Annotated in this window: 15 protein-coding genes; 5 read left to right on the top strand and 10 right to left on the bottom strand. The window is 72.9% G+C overall.

Translation table 11 applies throughout. The features are described from left to right. Positions 1-9: 9 nt before the first annotated feature. The 3 genes from ACLGIH_RS22190 to ACLGIH_RS22180 are packed head-to-tail and all read right to left on the bottom strand — an operon-like array spanning position 10 to position 3,136. Complete coding sequence (locus ACLGIH_RS22190) at positions 10-840, bottom strand: sugar phosphate isomerase/epimerase family protein (protein WP_416527014.1); 831 nt, start codon at positions 838-840, stop codon at positions 10-12. Next, on the bottom strand, positions 837-1,988 hold the full coding sequence (locus ACLGIH_RS22185) for a dihydrodipicolinate synthase family protein (protein ID WP_416527013.1): 1,152 nt from the start codon (positions 1,986-1,988) through the stop codon (positions 837-839). Before ACLGIH_RS22185 ends, ACLGIH_RS22190 begins: the two co-directional genes overlap by 4 nt. Further along, positions 1,985-3,136, bottom strand: coding sequence for a Gfo/Idh/MocA family protein (locus ACLGIH_RS22180; protein WP_416527012.1), 1,152 nt, complete (start codon positions 3,134-3,136; stop codon positions 1,985-1,987). The genes ACLGIH_RS22185 and ACLGIH_RS22180 overlap by 4 nt, the downstream gene beginning before the upstream one ends. 281 nt (positions 3,137-3,417) lie before the next feature. Between ACLGIH_RS22180 and ACLGIH_RS22175 the strand changes: the two genes are divergently transcribed. Both ACLGIH_RS22175 and ACLGIH_RS22170 read left to right on the top strand, forming a co-directional pair. Next, a complete protein-coding gene (locus ACLGIH_RS22175) occupies positions 3,418-4,464 on the top strand; it encodes a LacI family DNA-binding transcriptional regulator (RefSeq protein WP_416527011.1) in 1,047 nt (348 codons plus the stop codon). A 62-nt stretch (positions 4,465-4,526) separates the two neighbouring features. After that, the gene (locus ACLGIH_RS22170; RefSeq protein ID WP_416527010.1) at positions 4,527-5,324 is read left to right on the top strand and encodes a sugar phosphate isomerase/epimerase family protein; all 798 of its coding nucleotides are present in this window, start codon (positions 4,527-4,529) and stop codon (positions 5,322-5,324) included. Here the strand turns inward: ACLGIH_RS22170 and ACLGIH_RS22165 are convergent. Then, the gene (locus tag ACLGIH_RS22165) at positions 5,308-6,306 is read right to left on the bottom strand and encodes a DUF2637 domain-containing protein (protein ID WP_416527009.1); all 999 of its coding nucleotides are present in this window, start codon (positions 6,304-6,306) and stop codon (positions 5,308-5,310) included. The genes ACLGIH_RS22170 and ACLGIH_RS22165 overlap by 17 nt on opposite strands. Positions 6,307-6,624: 318 nt before the next feature. Beyond that, positions 6,625-7,605, bottom strand: coding sequence for an EamA family transporter (locus tag ACLGIH_RS22160; protein WP_416529448.1), 981 nt, complete (start codon positions 7,603-7,605; stop codon positions 6,625-6,627). 135 nt (positions 7,606-7,740) lie between these two features. Here ACLGIH_RS22160 and ACLGIH_RS22155 point away from each other — a divergent pair, with 135 nt between their 5' ends. The 3 genes from ACLGIH_RS22155 to ACLGIH_RS22145 all read left to right on the top strand — a co-directional run bounded on the left by ACLGIH_RS22155 (position 7,741) and on the right by ACLGIH_RS22145 (position 12,078). Further along, positions 7,741-8,658, top strand: a complete 918-nt coding sequence (locus ACLGIH_RS22155; RefSeq protein WP_416527008.1) for a LysR family transcriptional regulator — start codon at positions 7,741-7,743, stop codon at positions 8,656-8,658. 567 nt (positions 8,659-9,225) lie between these two features. Next, a complete protein-coding gene (locus ACLGIH_RS22150) occupies positions 9,226-11,085 on the top strand; it encodes a glycoside hydrolase family 3 protein (RefSeq protein WP_416527007.1) in 1,860 nt (619 codons plus the stop codon). Positions 11,086-11,439: 354 nt separating this feature from the next. Further along, positions 11,440-12,078, top strand: a complete 639-nt coding sequence (locus ACLGIH_RS22145; protein ID WP_416527006.1) for a hypothetical protein — start codon at positions 11,440-11,442, stop codon at positions 12,076-12,078. Positions 12,079-12,110: 32 nt separating this feature from the next. Here ACLGIH_RS22145 and ACLGIH_RS22140 read toward each other — a convergent pair whose 3' ends face one another. From ACLGIH_RS22140 to ACLGIH_RS22120, 5 genes are all read right to left on the bottom strand, one after another. Next, positions 12,111-13,544, bottom strand: a complete 1,434-nt coding sequence (locus ACLGIH_RS22140) for a S28 family serine protease (protein WP_416527005.1) — start codon at positions 13,542-13,544, stop codon at positions 12,111-12,113. A gap of 96 nt (positions 13,545-13,640) precedes the next feature. Then, complete coding sequence (locus tag ACLGIH_RS22135) at positions 13,641-14,030, bottom strand: hypothetical protein (protein WP_416527004.1); 390 nt, start codon at positions 14,028-14,030, stop codon at positions 13,641-13,643. A gap of 159 nt (positions 14,031-14,189) precedes the next feature. Next, positions 14,190-17,909 carry an ABC transporter ATP-binding protein gene (locus ACLGIH_RS22130; protein WP_416527003.1) on the bottom strand — a complete coding sequence of 1,240 codons (3,720 nt, stop codon included), beginning with the start codon at positions 17,907-17,909 and terminating at the stop codon, positions 14,190-14,192. A gap of 193 nt (positions 17,910-18,102) precedes the next feature. Then, a complete protein-coding gene (locus ACLGIH_RS22125) occupies positions 18,103-18,711 on the bottom strand; it encodes an SUKH-4 family immunity protein (protein ID WP_416527002.1) in 609 nt (202 codons plus the stop codon). Beyond that, entirely contained in the window at positions 18,708-19,718 is a 1,011-nt protein-coding gene (locus ACLGIH_RS22120) for an esterase-like activity of phytase family protein (protein ID WP_416527001.1), read from the bottom strand. The genes ACLGIH_RS22125 and ACLGIH_RS22120 overlap by 4 nt, the downstream gene beginning before the upstream one ends. Positions 19,719-19,803 lie beyond the last annotated feature (85 nt).

The raw sequence follows: 19,803 nt of genomic DNA, 5'->3' as shown, positions 1-19,803 counted from the left end.
CCACTGGCACTACGCCGCGTGCGTCAGGAACCGCTTCGCCGTTTCCGTCAGGACCTCCCTGCCGTCCCGGGACCACAGCCCCTCGTTGAACAGTTCCACCTCGATCGGGCCGGTGTAGCCGGCCGCCTCCACGTGGGTCTTCCACTCGCGCATGTCGATGGCGCCGTCGCCGAGCTGGCCGCGGCCGTTGAGGACGCCCTCCGGGAGCGGGGTGGTCCAGTCGGCGAGCTGGAAGGTGTGAATGCGGCCCTGCGCGCCCGCGCGGGCGATCTGGGCGGGGGCCTGGTCGTCCCACCAGATGTGGTAGGTGTCCACCGTGACGCCGACCTGCTCGGCCGGGAAGCGCTCGGCCAGGTCGAGGGCCTGGGTGAGGGTGGAGACCACACAGCGGTCGGCGGCGTACATGGGGTGCAGGGGCTCGATGGCCAGGCGGACGCCGCGCTCGGCTGCGTAGGGGCCGAGGACGGCGAGGGCGTCGGCGATGCGTTCCCGGGCTCCGTGCAGGTCCTTGCTGCCGGCCGGGAGTCCGCCGGAGACCAGGACCAGGGTGTCGGTGCCCAGCGCGGCGGCCTCGTCGATCGCCGCGTGGTTGTCGCCGAGCGCCTCGGCCCGCGGGACCGGGTCGATGTCCGTGAGGAAGCCGCCCCGGCACAGGGTGCTGACGGACAGGCCCGCGTCGCGCATCAGCTTGGCCGTGGCCTGAACGCCGTACGCCTGGACCGGTTCGCGCCACAGGCCCACGTGGCGCACGCCGAGCGCGGCGCAGGCGTCGGCCAGTTCGGGCAGGGACAGCTGCTTGACGGTCATCTGGTTGATGCTGAACCGCTCGAGATCGGTCACTGGTCCACTCCGTGCACGGAGAGCAGGGCCCGCATCCGCTCCTCGGCCTGTTTCGGGTCCGGAAACAGGCCCAGGCCGTCGGCGAGTTCGTAGGCGCGGGCCAGGTGCGGCAGGGAACGGGCCGACTGCAGGCCGCCGACCATCGTGAAGTGGCTCTGGTGGCCGGCGAGCCAGGCCAGGAGGACCACGCCCGTCTTGTAGTAGCGGGTGGGGGCCTGGAAGAGGTGGCGGGAGAGGGCGACGGTGGGGTCGAGGAGGGTGCGGAAGCCCTGGACGTCCCCGGTGTCCAGCGCCCGTACCGCCTCCGCCGCCAGCGGGCCCAGCGGGTCGAAGATGCCCAGCAGGGCGTGGCTGAAGCCCTCCTCGTCACCGGCGATCAGCTCGGGGTAGTGGAAATCGTCGCCGGTGTAGCAGCGCACGCCCTTCGGCAGGCGGCGGCGCAGGTCGACCTCGCGCCGGGCGTCCAGCAGCGACACCTTGATGCCGTCCACCTTGTCCGGGTGCGCGGCGATGACCTCCAGGAACACCTCCGTCGCCGCGTCCAGGTCGGCCGAACCCCAGTAACCCTCCAGGGCCGGGTCGAACATCGGGCCGAGCCAGTGCAGGATCACCGGCTCGGCGGCCTGGCGGAGCAGGTGGCCGTAGACGTCCAGGTAGTCGTCGGGGCCGGTGGCGGTGGCCGTGAGGGCGCGGGAGGCCATCAGGATCGCCTGGGCGCCGGCCCCCTCCACCACCGCGAGCTGCTCCTCGTACGCCGCCCGGACCTCGGCGAGCGTGCCCGCGGTGAGCTGGTCGGTGCCGACGCCGCAGGCGATCCGGCCGCCCACCGACCTCGCCTCGGCGGCGGACCGGCGGATCAGCTGCGCAGCACCGGCCCAGTCCAGGCCCATGCCGCGCTGGGCGGTGTCCATGGCCTCGGCCACGCCCAGGCCGTGCGCCCACAGGTGGCGGCGGAAGGCGAGCGTGGCGTCCCAGTCGACGGCGGCGGGCGAGTCGGGCGACACGTCGGCGTACGGGTCGGCGACGACGTGCGCGGCGGAGAAGACCGTACGGGAGGTGAAAGCGCTTCCCGGACCGAGGGCGAGGGGGTCGGTTCGGGGTTCGTACGCCCGCAGGGTGCCGTCGGGGTTCGGCAGGTGGATGGTCACAGCGCGATCTCCGGTACGTCGATCCGGCGGCCCTCCGCCGAGGACTTCAGGCCGAGTTCGGCGAGCTGGACGCCGCGGGCGCCGGCCAGCAGGTCCCAGTGGTAGGGCGCGTCGGCGTAGACGTGCCGGAGGAACAGCTCCCACTGCGCCTTGAAGCCGTTGTCGAACTCCTGGTTGTCGGGGACCTCCTGCCACTGGTCGCGGAAGGAGTAGGTGGCCGGGATGTCGGGGTTCCAGACCGGCTTGGGCGTGGCGGACCGGTGCTGGACACGGCAGTTGCGCAGGCCCGCGACCGCCGAGCCCTCGGTGCCGTCGACCTGGAACTCGACCAGTTCGTCGCGGTTGACGCGGACCGCCCAGGAGGAGTTGATCTGGGCGATGGCGCCGCCGTCGAGTTCGAACACGCCGTAGGCGGCGTCGTCGGCGGTGGCGTCGTAGGGCTTGCCGTTCTCGTCCCAGCGCTGCGGGACGTGGGTGGCGGTGAGCGCCTGGACGGACCGCACCCGGCCGAACAGCTCGTGCAGGACGTACTCCCAGTGCGGGAACATGTCGACCACGATGCCGCCGCCGTCCTCGGCGCGGTAGTTCCAGGACGGGCGCTGGGCCTCCTGCCAGTCGCCCTCGAAGACCCAGTAGCCGAACTCGCCGCGCACGGACAGGATGCGGCCGAAGAAGCCGCCGTCGATGAGCCGCTTGAGCTTGAGCAGGCCCGGCAGGAACAGCTTGTCCTGGACGACGCCGTGCTTGACTCCGGCCGCGTTCGCCAGCCGGGCCAGCTCCAGGGCGCCGTCGAGGCCGGTGGCGGTCGGCTTCTCGGTGTAGATGTGCTTGCCCGCGGCGATCGCCTTCCGGATCGCCTCCTCGCGGGCCGAGGTCACCTGCGCGTCGAAGTAGACGTCGACGCTCCCGTCGGCGAGGACCGCGTCCAGGTCCGTCGAGACGTGCTCCAGTCCGTGCCGCTCGGCCAGCGCGCGGAGCGCGTGCTCGCGGCGGCCCACGAGGACCGGCTCGGGCCACAGCACGGTGCCGCCGCCGAGGTCGAGGCCGCCCTGATCGCGGATGGCCAGGATGGAGCGGACCAGGTGCTGGCGGTAGCCCATGCGCCCGGTGACGCCGTTCATGGCGATACGCACCGTCTTGCGTGTCACGTCATTCCCTTCGTACGCGTCGTACGCGGTCCGCGCGCCGCAGAGGTGCCAGCGGTGACTGGCTGACTGGTGAGCGCGGCAGCAAGCGCTTTCTATCAGGGTCGAAGCTAGCCTGTGGACGGTGGTCCGGACAAGACCGCGGCCGGGGCGAGTTGTTCGAGGGGGCGAACAACGGCGGGCGGCGGCCGTAAGGTCCCCTGTTAGGTGACGAGGGCGTACGGCGTCGGGTGACGAGGGCGTACGGCGTCGTACGACGAGACGCGCGACCGGAGGACGAGGACATGACGGTGACCCTGGCGGACGTGGCGGCCCGCGCGCAGGTGTCCCCCGCGACGGTGTCGCGCGTGCTGAACGGGAACTACCCCGTGGCCGCGTCCACCCGCGAGCGGGTGCTGAAGGCGGTCGACGAACTGGACTACGTGCTCAACGGCCCGGCGAGCGCCCTGGCCGCCGCGACGTCCGACCTGGTCGGCATCCTGGTGAACGACATCGCCGACCCGTTCTTCGGGCTCATGGCGAGCGCGATCCAGTCCGAGATCGGCGGGCCGGGCGGCAGAGCCGGCGGCGAGCGGCTCGCCGTGGTGTGCAACACCGGCGGCTCCCCGGAGCGCGAGCTGACCTACCTCACGCTGCTGCAACGGCAGCGGGCGGCGGCCGTGGTGCTGACCGGCGGCGCGGTGGAGGACGCGGCGCACCAGGCGGCCGTGGCGGCGAAGCTGCGCAGGCTCGCGGACGCCGGGACGCGCGTGGTGCTGTGCGGCCGGCCGCCGGCGCCGCAGACCGGGGCGGTGGCGCTGACCTTCGACAACCGCGGGGGCGGGCAGGCACTGACCGAGCATCTGATCGGCCTCGGCCACCGGCGCCTGGGGTACATCGCCGGGCCCGAGGAGCACACGACGACCCGGCACCGCCTGGAGGGCCACCGCGCCGCGCTGGCCTCGCACGGCATCGAGGACGACCCCCGGCGCACGGTCCACGGCCGCTACGACCGGCAGTCCGGCTACGAGGCCACCCTCGAACTCCTGCGCAGGGACCCGACCCTGACGGCGGTCGTCGCCGCGAACGACTCGGTCGCCCTCGGCGCGTGCGCCGCGCTGCGGGACTCGGGACTGCGCATCCCCGCGGACGTGTCCGTCGCCGGCTTCGACGACCTGCCGTTCAGCATCGACGCGGTGCCCGCCCTGACGACGGTGCGCCTGCCGCTCGCCGGGGCGGGAGCACGCGCGGGGCGCATCGCGATGGGCCGGGAGGAACCGCCGCCCGGGGGGATCGCGACGGTGCGGGGAGAGCTGATGGTGCGCGGGTCGTCGGCGGCGCCGAGGGAGTGACGGCGCCGTCGGCGGCGCAGGACGCCGAGTGACCGGCGTCGCAGCGGGTAGGGTCCGACGACATGAAGCTGGCGTTCTCCACCCTCGGTGTCCCCGGCCTGCCCCTGACCGATGTGCTGGGGCTCGCGACCGCCCACGGCTACCACGGCGTCGAACTGCGCGCCCACCCCGAGGAGCCGGTCCACCCCGGCCTCACCCCGGCCGAACGCGCCGACGTCGCGGCCCGGTTCCGGTCGGCCGGCGTCGAGATCCTCGCCGTCGCCGGTTACCCGCGGGTCGCCGCGCCGGGCGACGACAAGCCCGTGATCGACGAGATCCGCGCCCTCCTCGACCTGGCCCGCGACCTGGGCGCCCCGTACGTCCGGGTCTTCCCCGGCGGCGGCGACCAGAGCCCCGACGAGGCCGACGCGATCGCCGCCCGCCGGCTGGGCACGGCCGCCGAGCACGCCACCGAAGCGGGTGTGCGCATCCTGCTGGAGACCCACGACTCGCACCGCACCGGCGCCGACGCGATGCGCGTCCTCGGGCTGGTCGGCCACGGCCGGGTCGGGGCGCTCTGGGACGTCATGCACACCTGGCTCGGCGGCGAGCAGCCCACCGACTCCCACGCTGCCCTCTCCCCCCACCTCGGCTACGTCCAGGTCAAGGACATCGCCTCCGCCGAGGACACCACCCCGCTCCCGCTCGGCGCCGGTGTCCTCCCGCTCGCCGAGTGCGTGGAGATCCTGTCCCGGCACGGCTGGGACGGCTGGCTGTGCTGGGAGTACGAGAAGCGCTGGTACGAGGCCGCCGCCCCGCTCCCCGGCCTGCTGGCCGGGGGGCGCGAGCACCTCGTCCGGCTGCTCAGCGAGTCGGCCTGACCTTCTCCCCGGCCACGCCCGGGCGGATCCGCGGCCGGCCCGGTTCCGCCGGGCCGGTCCGGCAGTCGCTGATCACGTACGTGCCGGTGCCCGGCTCCGGCGCCCGGGACGCGGGCCCCGCCGGCCGGGGCCCGGGAGCGCCGTCGGGCTGCGCGCCCTGGACGACGGGGGCGTCCTCGTCCGCGCTCGGGGCCGCCGTCTCCTCCGCCTCGACGCCCGCATCCGGTGCGGGCGGCCGCAGCCTGTGCCGCGGCGTCGCCCGACGTGGCGGCCGGGTCAGGGTGATCTGGCGTACGAGCTGCTGGAAGCAGGCCAGGGAGGCAAGGCCCGGCAGGGCCGCCGCCGCGATGTCGGTGGCGGTCCTCGGCGCCTGGGCGACGCACAGGAGCATGCCGATGACCGAGAAGCCGAGGACCACGCACCACGAGTGCGTCGCGCGGCGCTGGTAGAGGGCGGCCCGCAGCACGGACAGCGAGGCCACCAGCCACGGGCCGTAGACCAGCAGGGGCCACCAGGCGACGGAACCGACCTGCATGCGGGACTCGGCGACGGCGCGCAGCGGATCGTAGGCGACCACGGCGCTGAAGAGGCTCACCGCCGAGGCTCCGACGGCGACGAGAGCGGCGACGACGCGGCCGATGGTGCGGACCGCGCCCAGGTGACGCCGTTCGCGCACCTTGCGGTGGCTGCGGGCGGCGTCCCTGAGCGGCGGCAGTTCCGCGGTGATCTCCTGAAGCGTCCCCATGGGGCTTCCGGGGACGGGGGCCGCGACCGAGACCTCGTCACGCGGAGCGGGAATCCGGGGGCGGCCCTCCTCCATCGCGTCCTGGAGCATGAAGGCCAGCTCCTCGGCCGGGTCCCACAGCGGGTCCGGTGGCACCAGGGGCACCGAGAGGTCCTCGGCGGGTGCGCGATGCCGTCCGGTGCCCGCCCCGCCGGCGCCACCGCCGTAATGGCCGGGATACTCCGGGGAATGACCCATGTATCCGTCGTACACCAGGCGACCCGATCACTCAGATCCCGCGAAGGCGGGCCATGAGTTCGTCTCGCCCCACCGCCGAGCAGCTTCCGCCTGCAGTTCGCCCATGACGCTCAGAAAATCCCGCAGAATACTTTCCGTTTCCATGAGCGTAATAAGGCGTCCGTCTTTTGTGAGGGCCCCTCTCACCGCGCCCGCGGATTGCTTCGGCGCCGGAATGTAAACGTAGGGCCCCGCCGGGACCGCCCGCGCTGTGGTCATTTTGTCCCGCCCGAATTTCCGGGGGCGCATTTTTCCCCAGCCGCCTTGGTCATATCCCGACTAACGCGGCCCGCTTCCCGCAGATGCGCGGCAATCGAGTGAAGAGTTCTCCCGACAAATAGTTTCAGCGGTGCGATCCGGAGACGGTAGGTAAACCCGCTGATCCATTTCGGCGGTGCCCGCGCGTCTGCCCGGCCCGACCGTCGTCAGCGTCACCCCGGCCACCAGCAGGGCCGCCGCGCACCAGCGCAGCGGGGTCACCGGCTCGCCCAGGAACAGGGCCGCGGACGACATCCCGAAGACCGGGACCAGCAGGGAGAACGGCGCCACCGTGGACGCCGGGTGGCGGCGCAGCAGCCAGCCCCAGGCACCGAAGCCGAAGACGGTCGCGACCCAGGCGACGAACAGCACCGTGCCCGCGCCCTGCCAGTCGAGCGCGCGGAGCGCCGCCAGGTCCCGGGACGGGCCCTCCAGCAGGAGGGACAGGCCGAGCAGGGGCAGGACCGGGACGGTGCTGACCCAGATCATGAAGTTCAGGGCGTCCGGCGGCGACGCCTTGCGGGTCAGGACGTTCGACACGCCCCAGCAGGCCGCCGCCGCGACCACCAGCGCGAAGGCGCCGAGCGGGCCGCTCGTGCCCTCGTCGACCGCCGCGACGCCGATCCCGGCGAGGGCCACGAGCATGCCCACCACCCGTATGCGGGTGGGCCGTTCCCGCAGCACCACCGCGGCGATCACGGCCGTGAACACCGCCTGGATCTGCAGCACCAGGGAGGTCAGCCCGGCCGGCATCCCGGCGTCCATCCCCATGAACACCAGGCCGAACTTGGCCGCACCGAGCATGAGCCCCACGCCCACGATCCACTTCCAGGCCACCTTCGGGCGGCCCACGAGGAACACCGCGGGGAGCGCCGCGGCCAGGAAGCGCAGCGCGGAGAAGAGCAGCGGCGGGAAGTGGTCGAGGCCGATCGCGATGACGGTGAAGTTCACGCCCCAGACGGCGGCGACGAGCACGGCGAGGCCGAGGTGGGACGGGGGCATCCGGGAGGGTCGCATGCGTCGAGGGTCACCCGGAGCAACCGTGTAGCACCAGCGATGATTGCTGCATGATTGGGTGAAGACTTGCTAAGCAATCAGCTGAGCGGTCAAGCACCGCCGAGCGCCCGAGGAGCCGTCATGCTCGACCTCCAGCGACTGCGCGCCCTGCACGCCGTCTCCGTGCACGGAACCGTCGGGGCCGCCGCCGCGGCCCTCGGCTACACGCCCTCCGCCGTCTCCCAGCAGATCGCCAAGCTGGAGCGGGAGACCAGGACGGTGCTGCTGGAGCGGGAGGGGCGCGGGGTGCGGCTCACCGACGAGGCGCGGCAACTGGCCGACACGGCCCGGGAGTTGCTGGCCATCGTGGAGCGGGCGGAGACCGAGCTGGAGGAGCGGCGCGGGGCGGCGGCCGGGCGGCTGACCATCGCCGCGTTCGCGTCGGCGGCCCGCGGGCTGATGCCGTCCGTGCTGGCCGACCTGGCGGTCAGGCACCCCGCGCTCGACGCCCGGCTGACCGAGGTCGATCCGCATCTGTCCGTGGACCTGGTGGCGAAGGGCGCCGTCGACCTGGTCGTCGCGCACGACTGGGACATCGCGCCGCTGCCCGCACCGGCCGGCGTGCAGCAGGCGGTGATCGGCGAGGACCTGTGCGACCTGCTCGTGCCCGCGGGGCATCCCTTCGCGGGGCGCACCGGGGTGCGCCGCTCGGAGCTGGGTGGAGAGCGGTGGATCTGCCAGCCGCCCGGGCGGGTCTGCCACGACTGGCTGATGCGCACCCTGCGCACGGCCGGGCACGAGCCGGACATCGTCCACCAGGCCGACGAGAACCCGACCCTCGTCGCTCTCGTCGCCGCCGGACTGGGCGTCGCCGTCATCCCCCGGCTGGGGCGCGGTCCGCTGCCCGACGGGGTGGTGGAGGTGCCGCTCGACCCGCTGCCCGTACGGCGGTTGTACGCCCTGTGGCGCGCGGGGGCGGCGCGGCGTCCGGCGATCGCGGAGACGGTACGGGCGCTGCGCGAGCACTGGCCGGCCGTGTCGGCCCACGGGCCCCGTTGAGGGCACGGGCACCGACTCGCACCGTTCACCCTGCGCGGACCAGCCGGCGCGGGGCTCTGACCTCGGCGCGGGGACTCTTACTCCGATGCGAACCCTCGCTCCGATGCGGGGACCCTGACCCCGATGCGGGGACACTCGCCCCGATGCGGGGTCACCCACCCCGGTGCGGGGTCACCCACGAGGACCCTTGGTAGGGAACCCTCACCCCGGTACGGGGAGCCCTCGCCCGGTGCGGGAACCCGGCCCCGGCCTCGCGCGTCCCACCCGTACGCTGCCGGACGAGTCTCGCGGTGCGGTGGCGGTCCTCGCCACTGGCTGCGATCGCCGGCCACCCTCTCCGCCGCACCGCGGCCGGCAGCACGCCGCCGTCGGCGCGCCCCCCTCCCACAACGCCGACGGCGGCCCGTTCACGACTCCTGTGCGTTCCCTTGACTGGCAGAAACTTCCCGGATATTGGTGACTCCTCGGAAGTTTCCTTCAGTGCGGCTTCAGCACGCCCAGCACCTCCCCGCACGCCCAGCACGCTCCCGCACGTCCCAGCCAGCGGCCCCTCCGGAAGGAGCGCACGTGCACGACAGCAGCACGGGAAGCACAGGAAGCAGAGCAAGCACCGCCCAGCCCTCCAGACGCGCCGTCCTCGCCGCCACCGCGGGCCTCACCGCCGCCGTGGCGGCCGCCGGCACCGGCACCGCGCAGGCCGGTGCCGACCGGCCCGACGACGACAGGCTCCGTTCCCTCATCTCCCGGATGACCCTGGAGGAGAAGGTCGGGCAGCTCTTCGTCATGCGGGTCTACGGCCACTCCGCCACCGCGCCCGACCAGGCCGACATCGACGCCAACCTCAAGGAGATCGGCGTCCGCACCGCCGCCGAGCTGGTCGCCAGATACCGGGTCGGCGGCGTCATCTACTTCGCCTGGGCGCACAACACCCGTGACCCGCACCAGATCGCCGACCTCTCCAACGGCATCCAGAAGGCGTCCCTGGAACTGCCGCGCGGGCTGCCCGTGCTCATCTCCACCGACCAGGAGCACGGCATAGTGGCTCGCGTGGGCGAGCCGGCGACCCTCTTCCCGGGCGCCATGGCGATCGGCGCCGGCGGCTCGCGGTCCGACGCCCGTGCCCTCGGCCGGATCGCGGGCGCCGAACTGCGCGCCATGGGCATCCGGCAGGACTACGCCCCCGTCGCCGACGTGAACGTCAACCCGGCCAATCCGGTGATCGGCGTCCGCTCCTTCGGCGCCGACCCGCAGGCGGTCGCCGGGCTGGTGGCCGCCGAGGTGACGGGCTATCAGCGCTCCGGTGTCGCCGCGTGCGCCAAGCACTTCCCCGGCCACGGGGACACGGCCACCGACAGCCACACCGGCTTCCCGGTCATCACCCACAGCCGGGAGCAGTGGGAGGAACTGGACGCGCCGCCGTTCCGGGCGGCGATCGAGGCCGGCATCGACTCGATCATGACCGCGCACCTGATGGTCCCGGCCCTCGACGGCTCCGGCGACCCGGCCACCCTCTCCCGCCCCATCCTCACCGGCATCCTGCGCGAGGAGCTGGGCTACGACGGGGTGGTGGTCACCGACTCCCTCGGCATGCAGGGCGTGCGGACCAAGTACGGCGACGACCGGGTGCCGGTGCTGGCACTGAAGGCGGGCGTGGACCAGTTGCTCAACCCGCCGGACCTGGACCTCGCCTGGAACGCGGTCCTGACGGCCGTGCAGGAGGGCGAGCTGGCCGAGGCGCGGCTCGACGAATCGATCCTGCGCGTGCTGCGGCTCAAGGCGAAGCTGGGGCTGTTCGGGGACGCGTACACCTCTTCCCGGGACGTGGACCGCACCGTCGGCACCCGCGGGCATCTCGCGGCGGCCGACCGGATCGCCGGACGGACCACCACGCTGCTGGTGAACGAGGGGCGGCTGCTGCCGCTGTCGAAGCGACGGACGCCGAGGCTCCTCGTGGTCGGCGCCGACCCGGCCTCGCCGTCCGGCACGACCGGGCCGCCCACCGGTGTGCTCGCGGGCGCCCTGACCGACCTGGGCTTCACGGCGACCGCCCGGTCCACCGGTATCTCCCCGTCCGCCGCCGCCATCGACGCGGCCGTCGCGGCGGCCCAGGACGCCGACGCGGTCGTGGTGGCCACGTACAACGTCACCGCGAACAGCAGCCAGCGGACGCTGGTCGGCCGGCTGCTGGCGACCGGGCGGCCGGTCGTCGCGGTCGCGGTCCGCAACCCGTACGACGTGGCCCAGCTGCCGGACGTGCCCGCTTACCTCGCCGCCTACTCCTGGACGGACGTCGAGGTGCGGGCGGCGGCCCGGGTGATCGCGGGGCGGGAGTCGCCGCGCGGGAAGCTGCCGGTGCCGGTGGTCCGGGCGGACGACCCGGCGACGGTGCTGTATCCCGTCGGGCACGGGCTGTCGTACCGGTCATAGCGCGGGCGCGACTGCCTGGCCGGACGTGGCGCGGGCGCGGCTGCCTGGCCGGCGTGGCGTGCGCGTGGCTGCCTGGCCCGGCGTGACGCGGGCGCGGCTGCCTGGCCGGACGGGACGCAGGCGCGGCTGCCTGGCCGAGCGTGGCGTGCCCGTGGCTGCCTGGCCCGGCGTGACGCGGGCGCGGCTGCCTGGCCCGGCGTGGCGCGGGCGCGGGTGCCTGGCCAGGGTAGTGCGCCTGCGACGCGCGCCGGGAGCGCCCCCCGCGCCCTGCGCGAAGCAACCCGCGCGTCTGGCGTGCGCCCGCTGCGGCGGGCCACGCTGGGCGGGGCTCGGGGGAGCCTGCCGGGGGTGGCGATGCGTGAGAGATGGCCGGTGGGGGGCGCGGGCGCGGCGTTGTGCGCGCTCCTGGCGCTGCTGACGGGGTGCCAGAGCCCGTCCGGCGCCGCGGACGACGTGCGGTTGGGCGGTGCCGGGACGCCGGTGCCGGCGGCGACCCGGCCGTCGGGGTACGGGGCGGTGTTCCTCGGGCGCGGTGAGTGCAGTTCGTTCGGGCGGACCGGTTTCACCGAGGTGCCGTGCTCCGGCGAGCGGGCGGCGGCACGGGTCGTGGCCCGGCACGACGGCCGGGTGCGGAACGGACCGCCGTGCCCGGCGGCCACCGACTTCGTGCTGCACATCAGCGAACGGCGCCCGTCCTTCGACGAGGACGGCGACGGCGCCGTCCCGGGCGGCTACGCCTGCATGCGCAACCTCCGGCCGCCGCACCCGGGCGACCCCGGCGGCGGGGGCGGCCCGCACACCATCGTCGGCGACTGCGTCCGCGACGCCGGTGACGGCGAGGTCCGGGAGACGGCGTGCGAGGGCGAGGGGCAGCGGAAGCCGCAGTACCAGGTGACGGAAGCGGTCGACGACCGGGCGCGGTGCCCGTCGTCGACCGCTCTGTACGTCCGGTTGGGCGGCGAGCGCCCGGTGGGCTGCGCCCGGCCGCTGTGAGTCCTGGGTGACGGCCGGGCGCGGTCACGGTCCTACGGCCGCAGCGCGGGCTCCCGCTCGACGCCCCGCTTGTCCAGCTTGGCGTCGAACTTCGCCAGCGGCCTGGCCGCCGCCGGGTCCGCCTGGACCTTCGCCGGGGCGACACCGGCCCACTCCAGGATGCGGGCCGTGGCGAAGGCCTTCTCCTCGGGGACCAGTCCGGCGACGTTGGCGCCGTGGTTCATGCCGGGGGCGGTGAGGACGTAGGAGTCACGCGCACCGTGGCCGAGGCGGAACGGCTCGGCGCTCCACGGGTCGTTCTCGCCGTTCACGAACAGCATCTGGCGGGCGTTGTGGCGCACCCAGCGGTCGATGTCCCGCATGGCCCACGGCTCGAAGCGCATCTCGATGTCGCGCGGCACGAAATTGCGCGGCGGCTGGTAGCCGTAGCGGATGTACTTCTTCTCGATGTGCGGGAAGTGGATCGTCGGCGCGCCGAGCTGCGTACCGGCCTGGTAGTAGTACGGCGTGTACGGGGAGAGCCCCTGGTCGGTGTAGAAGGAGAAGCCGGAGACCGTGTCGACGGAGTCCCAGATCTCCTGGTCGATGGCGTTCTTGGCGTCCGCCGGGATGTCGGCGCAGTCCTTCACGGTGCTGTACTGCCAGAAGCCCCAGACGTAGTCCAGGACGACCGCCTCGTAGGCGCGGTCCAGGCTGCCGACGGTGTTGAAGGTGTAGCCGTTCTCGGCGGCGAGGGCCTCGTACTTCTTCTTCAGCGGCTCCCGGCGCACCAGCGCCTCGCGCTGCACGGCGTTCAGCTTGTCGCGGCACTCCTTCGTGCCGACGGTGGCGAAGAACCGGTCGTAGGCCGAGTCCTCCTTGTTGACCACGTCGTTGGGGGCGACGTACGCGACGACGCCGTCCATGTCGCGCGGGTAGAACCGCTCGTAGTACGTGGCGGTCATGCCGCCCTTGGAGCCGCCCGTCGAGATCCAGTTCTCGTCGTAGATCGGCTTCAGGGCCTTGAAGATGCGGTGCTGGTCGCTGGCGGCCTGCCAGATGTCCAGCTTGGACCAGTCGGCCGGGTCAGGCCGGGACGGGGTGAAGAAGCGGTACTCCATGGAGACCTGGTTGCCGTCGACGATCTGGGTCGGCTCGCGGCGGCTGGGGTTGGTGGAGACGCTGTAACCGCCGGTGTAGAAGACCGTCGGGCGGTCGACGTCCTTGTGCAGCACGGTGATCCGCTGCCGGAACGTGCCGTCGGACGGACGGCGGTGGTCGACCGGCTGGGTGTAGTTCAGCACGAAGAAGCGGTAGCCGGGGTACGGCTTCTCCTCGATCAGGCTCATGCCCGGTATGGAGAGCAGCCTCTCCTTGATGTCGGTGGAGCCGGTGGCCTCCGGCTGGGCGGCGGTGGCCGTCCCGGCCGTGCCGACGGTGCCTATGAGCACCGCCAGCGCCAGCAGCCATCTGAGCGCCTTGCGCATGCCTTCTCCCCTGTGAGACAGATGTGCGCCCGGAAGCTATCGGAGCAACTCGGGTGCGCACCAGGGGAGATCGGCAAATGGAGGTGAACCCCTCGGTCAGCACAGGATCCAGCCGGAACTGACCGCCCCCCGGCTGACCTTGCCCCGCACCCACACGCAGCGCTGGCCGGCGTGCACGGTCACCGGGCCGGCCCGGTAGGCGAACCGGCCCTCGTCGACGACCGGCCGGCCGCCGCGCGGCTGCACGCTGACGGACATCAAGCGCTTGGTGCCGTGCCGCTGGGGGACGGTGACGGCGCAGACGTAGCCGTTGCGTTTGTAGACGAGCACGGTGCCGGCGGAGAACGGGAGCGTACGGACCTTCCGGCCGGGGCAGGACGCGGCGGCGTGCGCCTCCTGCGGCGCCGCCACAGCGAGCAGTCCTGACGCCGTCAGCACGGCCACGCCGAGCGCCAGCCGCCTGCGTATCGCAGCACCTCTGCCCACTGTCGTCCCTCCCGTACGGCGTCGGTTGACGTACGGGTGTACGGACGCCGGGCGTAGGCCGGATGGTTGCACGACTGTGGCGGCGCCGTGGTGCGACGGTCGCACGGGGGGCGTAGGCCGGGCGCGTGCCGGGCGTACGTCACCGCGTGCGGCGCACGGTCACCGCGAGGCGCCCACCGGCTCCTCCGGCTCGGCGGCGCCGACGAAGGTCCGCCACAGCCGCGCGTAGTGCCCGTCGCGGGCGAGCAGTTCGTCGTGGGTGCCGTCCTCCGCGACCCGCCCGTGGTCCATGACGACGACCCGGTCCGCGCGGGCGGCCGTGGTCAGGCGGTGGGCGACCACCAACGTGGTACGGCGCCCCGCCAGCCGGTCGGCGGCCTGGTTGACCTGCGCCTCGGTCGCCAGGTCCAGCGCCGCCGTCGCCTCGTCCAGCAGCAGCACGTCCGGGTCGACCAGCTCGGCGCGGGCCAGCGCGATCAACTGCCGCTGCCCGGCGGAGAGGTTGCGTCCGCGTTCGGCGACCTCGTGCAGGTAGCCGCCCTCCAGGGTGGCGATCATCTCGTGGGCGCCGACCGCCCGGGCCGCCGCCTCCACCTCGGCGTCGGTGGCGTCGGGGCGGCCGTAGGCGATGGCGTCCCGGACGGTGCCGGGGAAGAGGTAGGCCTCCTGTGGGACGACGCCGAGCCGGTGCCGGTAGGAGGTGAGGTCGAGGGTGCGCAGGTCCCGCCCGTCGACGGTGACCCGGCCGCCGGTCGGGTCGTAGAAGCGGGCGACCAGCTTGACGACGGTGGACTTGCCGGCGCCGGTCTCGCCGACGAACGCGACGGTCTGCCCGGCGGGGATGCGCAGGTCGATGCCGCGCAGGGCCTCCTCCTCGTCCCCGTAGGAGAAGCGCACGCCCTCGAAGGCGATCTCGCCGCGCAGGGCGGGGACGTCGAGCGGCTTCCGCGGGGCCCGGGTGGAGGTCGGCTCGCGCAGCAGTTCCTGGATGCGGCCGAGGGAGACGGAGGCCTGCTGGTAGCCGTCGAAGACCTGGGAGAGCTGCTGGACGGGGGCGAAGAACAGGTCGATGTAGAGCAGGTACGCCACCAGCGCGCCGGTGGTCAGCGTGGCGTCGTCGATGCGGTGGCCGCCCACGATCAGCACCGCGACGGCGGCAGCGGAGGACAGCAGCTGCACGAACGGGAAGTAGACCGAGATCAGCCACTGGCCGCGGATGCGGGCCTGCCGGTAGGCGTCGCTGCGCTCGGCGAAGTTCCGGCCGCCGTCGCGCTCGCGCCGGAAGGCCTGCACGATCCGCAGCCCGGACACCGACTCCTGGAGGTCGGCGTTGACCGTGGAGATCCGCTCCCGGGCCAGTTCGTACGCCTTCACGCTCGCCCGGCGGAAGAAGTACGTGGCGACGATCAGCGGCGGCAGGGTCGCGAAGACGACCAGCGCGAGCTGGATGTCGATCACCAGCAGGGCGGCCATGATGCCGAAGAAGGTGACCAGCGAGACGAACGCCGTGACCAGGCCGGTCTGCAGGAACGTCGACAGCGCGTCGACGTCGGTGGTCATCCGGGTCATGATCCGCCCGGTCAGCTCGCGCTCGTAGTAGTCAAGACCGAGCCGCTGGAGCTGCGCGAAGATCTTCAGCCGGAGGGCGTAGAGGATCCGCTCCCCCGTCCGCCCGGTCATCCGGATCTCGCCGGTCTGCGCCGCCCACTGGGCGGTCACCACGAGCAGTCCCAGCAGGGACGCGGCCCAGACCGCGCCGAGGGCGGCCTGGGTGACGCCGTCGTCGATGCCGTGCCGGATCAGGACGGGCAGCAGCAGGCCCGTGCCGGCGTCGACCGCCACGAGGCCCAGGCTGACCAGCAGCGGCAGCCCGAAGCCGCGCAGCAGACGCCGCAGCCCGTAGGACTCCTCCGGCTGTACGGCCTGTGCCTCGTCGACGTCCGGGGTGCCGGTCGCCGGGGGCAGCGCGTCGACCTGGGCGAGCAGCTCGGGAGTGGCCGGGGTGCCCTCCATGGCCGCGTCCCGCGGCCGGCGCTCCCCCGCCCACAGCCGGGGGGTGATGCCGCGCTCGGCGTCGAACTCGGCGTCCAGTTCGTCGCGGACGGAGGTGTCCTCGGCCGGTGCGGCGGGCTGGGCGTGACCGGGCGAGACGCCGCCCAGTTCGTCGGGGTCGGTGAGCAGCCGCCGGTACAGGGCGCAGCGTTCCCGCAGCTCTTCGTGGGTGCCGAGGTCGACGAGGCGGCCCTGGTCGAGGACGGCGATGCGGTCGGCGAGGTTGAGGGTGGAGCGGCGGTGGGCGATGAGGAGGGTGGTGCGGCCGCGCATGACCTCCTTCAGCGCCTCGTGGATCTCGTGCTCGACCCGGGCGTCCACCGCGGAGGTGGCGTCGTCCAGGACCAGCAGCCGGGGGTCGGTGAGGATGGCGCGGGCGAGGGCGACGCGCTGGCGCTGGCCGCCGGAGAGGGTGAGGCCGTGCTCGCCGACCTTCGTGGCATACCCCTCGGGCAGATCGCTGATGAACCCGTGCGCCTGCGCGGCCCGCGCGGCGGCCTCGACCTCCTCGTCGGTGGCGTCGGGCCGCCCGTAGGCGATGTTGTTGCGCACGCTGTCGGAGAAGAGGAAGGAGTCCTCGGGGACCAGCCCGATCGCGGCGCGCAGCGAGTCGAGGGTCAGTTCGCGCACGTCGTGGCCGCCGACGAGGACGGCGCCGCGGGTGACGTCGTAGAAGCGCGGCAGGAGCAGGGAGACGGTGGACTTGCCGGACCCGGAGGAGCCGACGACGGCGAGGGTCTCGCCGGGCCGGATCTCGAAGGAGAGCCCGTCGAGGACGGGGCGGTCGGGGTCGTACCCGAAGGACACGTCGTCGAACTCGACGGTCGCGGGCGCGTCGGCGGGCAGTTCCCTGGTGCCGTCGGTGAGGGCCGGCTCGGTGTCGATCAGCTCCAGCACGCGCTCGGTGCCGGCCCGGGCCTGCTGGCCGACGGTGAGCACCATGGCCAGCATCCGGACCGGGCCGACGAGCTGGGCGAGGTAGGTGGAGAAGGCGACGAAGGTGCCGAGCGTGATGTCACCGCGCACGGCCAGCCAGCCGCCCAGGGCGAGCATGGCGACCTGCCCGAGGGCGGGGACGGCCTGGAGCGCCGGGGTGTACCTGCTGTTCAACCGGATGGTCCGCAGCCGCCCGGCGAACAGCCTGCGCCCGACCTCCCTGAGCTTGCCGGTCTCCTGCTCCTCCTGCCCGAACCCCTTCACCACGCGTACGCCGCTGACGGCGCCGTCGACGACGCCCGCGACGGCCGCGGCCTGGGCCTGGGCGTACCAGGTGGCGGGGTGCAGCCGGGTGCGGCTGCGCTTGGCGATGAACCACAGGGCGGGCGCGACGGCGAGCGCGACGAGCGTGAGCGGCAGGGACAGCGAGGCCATGATCCCCAGGGAGATCAGGAACAGCAGGACGTTCCCGATGGTCATGGGCAGCATGAACAGCAGGCTCTGGATCAGCTGGAGATCGGTGGTCGCCCGCCCGATGACCTGCCCGGTGGACAGCTCGTCCTGCCGCCGGCCGTCGAGCCGGGTGATCGTCCCGTACATGTCGGTGCGCAGGTCGTGCTGGACGTCGAGCGCGAGCCGGCCGCCGTAGTAGCGGCGGATGTAGGTGAGGGCGTAGACGGCGAGGGCGGCGCCGATGAGGAGACCGGCCCAGACCGCCATGTCCCTGGTCTTGCCCACGATCACGTCATCGATGATCACCTTGGTGATCAGCGGGACGAGGGCCATGACGGCCATGCCGGCGAGGGAGGAGCCGAGGGCGAGGACGACGTCCTTGGGATACCGCCACGCGTATCCGACCAGTCGCCGTGCCCATCCCCGTTGCGCGTCCACGCGGGTGCCCTCCGTGATCGTCGGTCTGCCGGTCCTGCCGGTCGGTTCTGCCTGGTCTACCGGAAGGCACCAACGCGGACGGAGGGCGATTTCATCCCGCGGTCCTGCTCGGGCCTCGCAGCCGTGCCGCGGGGAGGCGGGGAGGAGGAGGTGAGGGTGCAGGTGCGCGTGCCGACCGCCGCCGGCCTCCGCATCAGCCCCACATTCCGAAACCGATCTCCTCGAGGAGCCTGCTCCACTCACCGTCTTCATCGGCGAAAGGGGTCGGGTCGACCTCGGAAATCTGCCGCCTGAGGCGCTCCACGACGCGCACGCGTTCCCCTTCATCACCCACCGGAAGCCCCATGTACTCGCGCTTTCCCTGCTCCATGACGATGAGGGAATGAACGAATGAGGAAATATCTGCGTGCATGAAGGTGTAGGCCACCTCTCCCTCAGGGAAGGAGTAGATGCGCCCATCACTCGGATCGATGGCGACCGTCGCGCAGTTGAACGCACCCAGGATCTCCCACCCTTCGGATTCGGGCGGGCATTCGGCCTCGTCCGCCTCGAGGGTGGCCTTCAGCGTCGGCTTGTCGTCAACCCTTTCCAAAGACTCGTCTTCAAGGTCGAGTCGACTCGAAGAGAACGAGCTTTCCGGTAGTCCGATATTCGACAGAAAGTGTGCTACGTCACTTCGCAGGTGACTGCCGGAGAAGCGGGGGAAGTATGTGACGCCGGTGAGGCCGAAGTAGTCCGCCATCCTCGGTTCTCGAGCCGAGTCTTCCAAGGTCTCGTCGTTTTCGAGTCCCGTGGTGATCACACTCGCACCCTCAGGCACAGGAAGCGGGTGGTCTGTGCGTCGTTCTGGTTGTCGTCGCTGACGAGGACGACGTCGAGGCGGCCGTGGGTGCGGCCGGTGACGGCCATGCCCTCGAAGTTGTCGAGGAGGGGGTTGGGCTGGGGCTGCTTGGCGGGGGCGCCGAGGGAGGGGCACTGGGCGAGGTCGGCGAGGAGGCGCTTGCCGGCCGTGAGGGGCCGGAGGTCTGCCGTGCTGTGGCGGAGGTCGGCCTGGTATAGGCGGACGGTGTTGCCGACACCGGCGGTGAAGCCGCGCTCGAGGACGAGGAGGCGACCGTCGGGGGTGGCGGTGATCTCAGAGACGCCGAGACCGGGGTCGACGCGGTAGCCGTACTGCGCGCCGAGCCGGAAGCCGCCGCCGTGCTTGTGGGTCCGCTGCCAGGTCTGGAACCGCACGAGGTCGGCGGGATCGCCGGCCAGCGGATACTCCATGGACGCGACGAGGCTCCGCCCGCCGGGCAGCAGGGTCAGCCCCTCGAAGGTGCCGTTGCCACGGGCGCGGCCGTCAGGGGCGGGCCGGAGATCGTCCGGCACGGGCAGCCGTTCGAGTATCCGGCCCCCGTCCCGTGCGTAGCGGCGCACGGTGGGCTCTCCCTCGGAGGCGACGAGATAGGTGCCGTCCCGGTCGACGACGAGCCCCTCGGCGTCGAGGGCGGCGCCGCTCTCGTCGGCGAGCTGGACGACACGCTCGGGCGCGAAGGTCTGGGTGTCCAACCGGAAGAGCGCGGACCGGTCGGAGAGCGCGGCGAGGGTGCGGTGCCGGTCGGGGGCGACGGCGGAGAGGTTGCCGACGTAGGTGCCGTCGTGGGTGGTCTTGTCGAGGGCGTCGGAGTAGGCGGTGAGGATCACGGAGGGAGAGCAGCTGTTGTGGTGCTGGGGCTTGCCGTGGGCAGCAGCGGGGGTGGTGGTGAGGCAGACGGCTGCGGTGAGGGTGGCGGCGACAGTGGCGATGAGAGGTCGCAGACGCATGGGGGCACGGTAGGGCGGGTGGGTGTCCTGGGGTGGGACGGGTGGTGAAGTCGATCCACCCCATTCACCGAAGGCATAGACGTTT

The organism is Streptomyces hamibioticus, assembly GCF_047946815.1.
GTDB lineage: Bacteria > Actinomycetota > Actinomycetes > Streptomycetales > Streptomycetaceae > Streptomyces.
The sequence above is the reverse complement of the archived record's forward strand: the minus strand, read 5'-3'. Positions and strand labels throughout refer to the sequence as shown.

Bases quoted from the DNA above. Each gene is read 5' to 3' on its own strand.
- ACLGIH_RS22175 (WP_416527011.1), top strand. From the start codon at position 3,418: ATGACGGTGACCCTGGCGGACGTGGCGGCCCGCGCGCAGGTGTCCCCC.
- ACLGIH_RS22170 (WP_416527010.1), top strand. From the start codon at position 4,527: ATGAAGCTGGCGTTCTCCACCCTCGGTGTCCCCGGCCTGCCCCTGACC.
- ACLGIH_RS22165 (WP_416527009.1), bottom strand. From the start codon at position 6,306: ATGGGTCATTCCCCGGAGTATCCCGGCCATTACGGCGGTGGCGCCGGC.
- ACLGIH_RS22160 (WP_416529448.1), bottom strand. From the start codon at position 7,605: ATGCCCCCGTCCCACCTCGGCCTCGCCGTGCTCGTCGCCGCCGTCTGG.
- ACLGIH_RS22155 (WP_416527008.1), top strand. From the start codon at position 7,741: ATGCTCGACCTCCAGCGACTGCGCGCCCTGCACGCCGTCTCCGTGCAC.
- ACLGIH_RS22145 (WP_416527006.1), top strand. From the start codon at position 11,440: ATGCGTGAGAGATGGCCGGTGGGGGGCGCGGGCGCGGCGTTGTGCGCG.
- ACLGIH_RS22140 (WP_416527005.1), bottom strand. From the start codon at position 13,544: ATGCGCAAGGCGCTCAGATGGCTGCTGGCGCTGGCGGTGCTCATAGGC.
- ACLGIH_RS22120 (WP_416527001.1), bottom strand. From the start codon at position 19,718: ATGCGTCTGCGACCTCTCATCGCCACTGTCGCCGCCACCCTCACCGCA.